At 76.8% G+C, this 6,371-nt stretch carries 5 protein-coding genes and 1 pseudogene; 4 read left to right on the top strand and 2 right to left on the bottom strand.

Annotation, left to right across the window (positions count from 1 at the left end; translation table 11 throughout):
• Positions 1-44: 44 nt before the first annotated feature.
• Positions 45-1,055, bottom strand: coding sequence for a mechanosensitive ion channel family protein (locus ACI79O_RS14860; RefSeq protein ID WP_456914533.1), 1,011 nt, complete (start codon positions 1,053-1,055; stop codon positions 45-47).
• A gap of 14 nt (positions 1,056-1,069) precedes the next feature.
• Entirely contained in the window at positions 1,070-3,190 is a 2,121-nt protein-coding gene (locus tag ACI79O_RS14865; RefSeq protein WP_456914534.1) for a prolyl oligopeptidase family serine peptidase, read from the bottom strand.
• Between the two features lie 211 nt (positions 3,191-3,401).
• On the opposite strand from ACI79O_RS14865, the gene ACI79O_RS14870 reads away from it, so the two are divergent.
• The 4 genes and pseudogenes from ACI79O_RS14870 to ACI79O_RS14885 all read left to right on the top strand — a co-directional run.
• Positions 3,402-3,929 carry an HNH endonuclease gene (locus tag ACI79O_RS14870; RefSeq protein WP_456877993.1) on the top strand — a complete coding sequence of 176 codons (528 nt, stop codon included), beginning with the start codon at positions 3,402-3,404 and terminating at the stop codon, positions 3,927-3,929.
• A gap of 82 nt (positions 3,930-4,011) precedes the next feature.
• Positions 4,012-4,875, top strand: a complete 864-nt coding sequence (locus tag ACI79O_RS14875) for an SCO6745 family protein (protein ID WP_456877991.1) — start codon at positions 4,012-4,014, stop codon at positions 4,873-4,875.
• Positions 4,876-5,036: 161 nt separating this feature from the next.
• Positions 5,037-6,161: a hypothetical protein gene (locus ACI79O_RS14880; protein ID WP_456914535.1), complete on the top strand. Its 1,125-nt coding sequence runs from the start codon at positions 5,037-5,039 to the stop codon at positions 6,159-6,161.
• Positions 6,161-6,371 (top strand): annotated as a pseudogene (locus ACI79O_RS14885) (class F sortase); the annotation flags it as partial. The gene ACI79O_RS14880 and the pseudogene ACI79O_RS14885, both read left to right, overlap by 1 nt.

The raw sequence follows: 6,371 nt of genomic DNA on the forward strand, positions 1-6,371 counted from the left end.
GGAGGAGGCCGGACGTCCCCCGTCGCCGGCCGTGCCCCCTCCGCTCATCGGACGCCGGCCGCGCTGGCCGCGCCGAGCAGGGGCGGTGGCGTCCGGATGCCCTCGGCGACGAAGCGCTCCTTGAGCCGCATCCGCAGCTCCCGGCCGACCCGCCACTGGTCGGCGTTGGTCGAGCGCACCTGCACCCGCATGAAGACGCCCTCCGAGAGGATCTGCTCGACGCCCAGGGACTCGGGCTCGGCCAGCAGCACCGCCGCCCACTCCTCCTCGGCGTACATCGCGTCGGCGACCTCCTGCATCACCGTGCGGCAGCGCTCGAGGTCGGTGTCGTGCGCCACCGGCAGGTCGATGACGACCTGCGCGTAGCCCTGGCTCTTGTTGCCGACCCGCAGGATCTCGCCGTTGCGGGCGTACCAGACCACGCCGTTGACGTCACGCAGCCGGGTGATGCGCAGCCCCACCGCCTCGACGGTGCCGCTGGCCTCGCCCAGGTCGACGACGTCGCCGACGCCGTACTGGTCCTCGAGGATGATGCCGATCCCGGCGATGAAGTCCTTGACCAGGTTCTGCGCGCCGAAGCCGAGCGCCACGCCGACGACGCCTGCGCTGGCCACGATCGGGGCCAGGTCGATGCCGAGCTCGCCGAGCACCAGCACGACGGCGATGCCGAGGATCACGAACGACGCGAAGCTGCGCAGCACCGAGCCGATCGCCTCGGCCCGCTGCGTCCGGCGGGCGGCGACCTGCTCGAGGACGTCGCCGGAGCCGCCGCGGTTGCGCAGCGGCCGCAGGATCGTCGGCATCGACCCGGTCGCGGTGCGCTCGGTCAGCCGCCGGATCGCGCGGTGCACGAGGAAGCGCACGACCCCGGCGAGCACCAGGACCAGCAGGATCCTGGCCGGCCGGGCGATGAGCGTGTCGGCGTTGCCGGCCAGCCAGCCCATGCCGGAGAGCTCGTACACCTTCGCGCAGAGGGTGGTCGGGTCGGAGGCGCAGTCGGGCACGGCGGCGGCGAGCAGGCCGTCGGCAGCGACTACGGAGGGTGGAGCGGTCATCACCCTCCATGGTGTCAGGTCGGTATCGGTCCTCCGGGACCCGGCGCACCCTCCGGCGCCGGCCCGGTCGCGGCTGCGAGGAAGGCGAGCTGGTCGGCGGCCAGGCCCACCGTGCGGCTGACCGCCCGGGCGCCGTGGCCCACCGACGTCTCGCGGCGCAACACGACCGGCGCGTCGGCGCTGGTCGCCGCCTGCAGCGCGGCGGCGAGCTTGCGGGCGTGCAGCGGGTCGACCCGCGTGTCGGACTCGAAGGTCGTGAACAGCACCGCCGGGTAGGCGGTGCCCTCGCGTACCGCGTGGTAGGGCGAGTAGCCGAGCAGCCAGCCCAGCTCGACCGGGTCCTCGGCGGTGCCGTACTCGTCGTTCCACGTCCGGCCCAGGCCGAAGCGCTCGTAGCGGACCATGTCCAGCAGCGGCGCGCTGCAGACGACGCCGGCGGCCAGGTCGGGCCGCTGGGTGAGCGTGGCGCCCACGAGCAGGCCGCCGTTGGAGCCGCCCATCACCGCCAGCTGCCGGTGGGTCGTCCACCCCTGCGCGACGAGGTGCTCGCCGGCGGCGGCGAAGTCGTCGAAGACGTTCTGCTTGCGCTCGCGCATGCCGGCGCGGTGCCACTCCTCGCCGTGCTCGGAGCCACCGCGCAGGTTGGCCACCGCCCACACCCCGCCGCCGGCCACCCAGGCGAGCGCCTGCGCCGAGTAGGCGGGGGTGAGGGCCACGTCGAACCCGCCGTAGCCGTAGAGGACCGTCGGGCGCGGGGTGTCGGGCGTGCCGGTGCGCGAGATGACGAACAGGTGCACCGGCGTCCCGTCGGCCGAGGTCGCGTGCGTCTCGACGACGGTCACCTCCGGCACCTCGCCGGCGACCGGGGCGCGCTCGTCAGGGGCGAGGGTGTCCGCGGCGGCGGCGTCCCAGCGCAGCACGGACGGCGGGGTCGAGAAGTCGGTGTAGCCGACCCAGGCGGTGGTGCCGCCCTCAGGTGGCGCGCTCACGCCGGAGACGCTGCCCGGCGGGAGCCCGGTCACCTCGCCGAGGCGGCCCGAGCCGTCGCCGGCCCAGACCGAGAGCCGGTCGGTGGCGTCGACCGAGTGGACGGCGAGCACCTGCAGCGACCCGTCGGCGCCGTCGACCAGCGCGACGTCGGCGAGCACGCCGTCGTCGGCCTGCGGGACGACGTCGCGCCAGGCCTCCGGCGCCCAGGTCGCGGGATCGGCGGGGTCGGCGACCGCCAGCCGCCGGCGCGGCGTGCCGCGGTCGCTCAGCAGCCACAGCCGGCCGTCGCGGGCCACCCAGGCGGTGGTCTGCGCGTCGACACCGACCTGGAGCTCGCGCACCGCGCCGTCCCCGCCGAGGTCGGCCACCCAGACGTCGTCGCGCGGGGCGGTGCCGGCCGACGCGGAGACGACGAGCCAGCGGCCGTCGGGGCTGGTGCGCACGCCGTAGTAGTTGGTGGGGTCCAGGGCGGGCGGGTCGAAGGTGCCGCCGTGCACGAGGACGTCGCCGTCGGGGTCGGCGCCGACGCGGTGGCGCCACACCCGGCGGTGGAACTGCTCCTCGCCGGCGGGTACCTGGTCCGGCGCCAGGCGGCGGACGTAGAAGAGCTCGTCGCCGCCGGGCAGCCAGGCGACGGGGGAGTAGCGGCAGCGGTCGACCGGGCCGTCGAGCCGCTCGCCGGTGGCGACGTCGAGGACGTACAGCCGCGACTCCTCGTCGCCGCCGGTGGACAGCTGGTAGGCCAGCCGGTCGCCCTCCCACGACGGCGACCACGCGTCGAGCGTCGTCGTCCCGGAGGGGTCCAGGGCCATCGGGTCGACCAGCACCCGCACGGTGCCGTCGGGCTCGCGGACCCGCAGGACGGCGTGCTCCTGGCCGGGGTCGCGCCGGGTGGAGAACGCCCGGCCGCCGCGGTGCACCGGGACGCCGACGGCGCCGGCGTGCACCAGCTGGTCGAGGCGGGCGGCGAAGGCCGGGCGCAGCGGCAGCGCGCCCAGGACGTCGGCGGCGAGCGCGTCCTGGGCCACCGTCCACGCCTGCGTCCGGGGGTCCTGCGGGTCCTCCAGCCAGCGGTAGGGGTCGGCCACGCGGTGGCCGTGCAGGTCCTCGACCAGGTCGAGCCTCTCGGCGTCGGGGTAGCGCACCCGTCCGACCGTAACGGGCCCGCTCCGGGGCGGCCCGACCTCCCGCGAGCGCCGGGGCCCCAGGTCAGGGCAGGATGGTGCTGCCCGCGGGCCGCCCCGGTACGGCGGTCCGGGGCGTCGGAGGTGCTCCGTGTCGCGTTCCGCGTCCGGGTCGTCGCCGGCGGGCCACCCAGGTCCGCGACGCGACCCCGTCCCCGTCCCCCGGCTGCCCGTGCCCTCGTCCGGCACGACGTCGGCCACGCTGCTGCTCAACGCCACCTACGAGCCGCTGTGCGTGGTGTCCAGCCGGCGCGCGATCGTGCTGGTCCTGGCGGAGAAGGCGGAGCCGGTCGACGCCGCCGCCGAGGTGGTCCACGCCGAGCGCCTGAGCCTGCCGGTGCCCGTCGTCGTCCGGCTCACCCGGTACGTGCGGGTGCCCTACCCGGCGCAGGTGCCGCTGTCCCGCCGGGCGGTGTTCACCCGCGACGGGCAGACCTGCGTCTACTGCGGGAGCTCGGCGACCAGCATCGACCACGTGGTGCCGCGCAGCCGGGGCGGCACGCACACGTGGGACAACGTGGTGGCCGCCTGCCGCCGGTGCAACCACACCAAGGCCGACCGGTCGCTGGCCGAGCTGGGCTGGAAGCTGCCGCACCCGCCGCGCACCCCGAGCGGCGCGGCCTGGCGGCTGCTGGGCGCGCGCACCGTCGACCCGCGCTGGCGCGAGTGGCTGGGGATGCCCGAGAGCGTCTCGGCATGATGGAGGACCCCGTCCTCCCCACCCCTCGCACGCTCGGGGCGGGCCCCGGGACGGGGCCGACGAGCCACCGGACGGAGAACCGATGACCTCTGCCGGGACCGCGCGGCGGCTCTGGGCGCTGGCCGAGCCGCTGCACGCCCTCGTCTACTTCGCCGACGAGGTCCGGTCGGCGGGCCGGGGGGCCGGCCTGACCGGCTTCTGGTCCACCTACTTCGCGCTGCGGGCCGCGCCGCTGGGTCCGGTGGGCCCCGAGGTCGTGACGGCGACCTTCTACAACTTCGCCCCGGCCTTCGTCGCCCGCCGCGTCCCGGAGGTGTGGTCGGCGGTGACACCCGACGCGGCGCTCGAGGCGCGGCGGGCCGGCGTGGACGCCGCCGTGCGCCGGGTGCTGGGGGAGTGGGTGGACTCGCCCGAGGCGGCCGAGGCCGCGACGCTGGCCCGGGCAGCCGCCGACGCGGTCGACCTGCCCGGCCGCCCGCTCGCCGCCGCCAACGCCGGGCTGCCGGTGCCCGCCGAGCCGCACCTGGCGCTGTGGCAGGCGGTGACCACGCTGCGGGAGCACCGCGGCGACGGGCACAACGCCGCGCTGCTCCAGCGCGAGGTGTCCGGAGCCGCCGCGCACGTGCTGGTGGCGGCGGCCGGCCGCGTCGACCGGGAGTGGCTGCAGAGCGCCCGCGGCTGGGACGACGACGCCTGGGACGCCGCCGCGCGGCAGCTCACCGGCCGCGGCTGGCTCGACGGTGCCGAGCTCAGCGCCGAGGGGCTGGCGATGACCACCGCGATCGAGGCCGACACCGACCGCCTCGCCCTCGGTCCCTGGCGGGCGCTCGGCGACACCGGCTGCGACCGGCTGGCCGAGCTGCTCGCGCCGGTGCGCCGGGGGCTCGTCGCCGCGGGGCTGTTCCCCGACCGGAACCCCATCGGCGTCCCCGTCGACGCCGTGTGAGCCGCGGGCCGGGGGCCGCTGGGGCTCCCGGTCACGGATGGGTCACGTGGGGTCCCACGGCTCCCAGCAAGCGTGTCCGCGACTCAGTCGTATCGGACGGTCACCGTACGTGGCGCCGCAGTCAGCGCCGCCCGGGCGCTGCGGTCGCCGGAAGGTGTCTGATGTCCACCCCCTCCACCACGCGCCGCCGGACCGTCCAGCGCTTCGGCCTCGCCGGCATCGGCAGCGCCATGCTGTTCGTCGGCATCGCGTCCCCGGCGGCCGCGGCGCCCGATGTCGTCCTCCCTCTCGAGCCGGCCGAGGTGGCCCTGCTCAACATCCCGACCGAGAACGGCCCCGCCGGTGCTCCCACGCCCTACGAGGTCCAGTACGGCGACACGCTGACCGTGGACCTGGCCGACGGCCTCGACCCCACCGACGCGGTGATCAGCATCGACTTCCCCGACACCGCCGCCGACACCGACTCCGACCCGGACAAGGTCTACTCCACGGACCCGAGCGCGACCGACCCGCTGGTCGCGAGCCTGATCCCCGGTACCAACGACATCGCGATCCTCCTGCCCGTGGACGACATGGTGAACGGGCCGGAGGCCGTCCTGCGCATCGACCCTGTCGACACCGACCCCGCCGTCCTGGGCCCGGAGTTCACCGTCGAACCGGAGATCGTGTACGAGCTGGGCTTCAGCGCCACGGCCCAGACCGGCAGGATCCTCCGCCCCGAGCTCCTGGCGCTCGCCCAGGTGCCCTGCGCCCTGAGCTCGCCGACGCCGTGCCCGGTCGCGGTGAGCGCCGGATCCGGTCTCGTCCTCGACCTGACCGCGGACTCGGCGCTGCGGGACCTCGGCCTCACCAACCTCGACGGCATCGAGCTCGAGCTGGCGAGCGCCGACGACCCCACCGCAGCTCCCGTGCCGCTCACCGTCGAGGCGAGCGGCACCACGGCGCGGGCCGTCCTGCCCACCGACCTGGCCGCCGGTCCCTACGCCCTCGTCCTCGGGCAGCCGACGGCGTCGGGCTACTCGATCGTGCTCGCCGAGCTGGCGGTGGCGGCTCCGCCCGCCGCGCCGACGACCGCGGCGCCCACCGCGGCGCCGACCACGCAGGCCGTCGTCAACGCCGGGCTGCGCTCCAACACCGGCGTGACGGCCCCGGCTGCCGAGACCGGCTCCGGCGGCGTGGCCGTCGCCGCGGGCGCCGGCCTGCTGTTCCTCGCCGGTGCCGGCGGTGTCGCCGTCGCCCGCACCCGTCGCCGTCCGGTGGTCGAGGCCGGGACGGGCGAGGCCTGATGCGGCCGGGGCGGCGCACCGCCGCGATCGCGGCGGTCGCCGCCCTGGGCATCGCCGGCAGCACCCTGCTCGTCGTCGGCCTGGACGACGAGCGGTCCGCCGCGGCCCCCCGGGCCGCCCCCCCGGGGGGCGCCGCCCCCCCCCCCGGCGCCCCCCCCGCGCCGCCCACCCTGCCGCCCCCGGGGCCCACGCTGCCGCCGCCCTCCACCG

The sequence above is a fragment of the Geodermatophilus sp. SYSU D00696 genome (genome assembly GCF_054050235.1).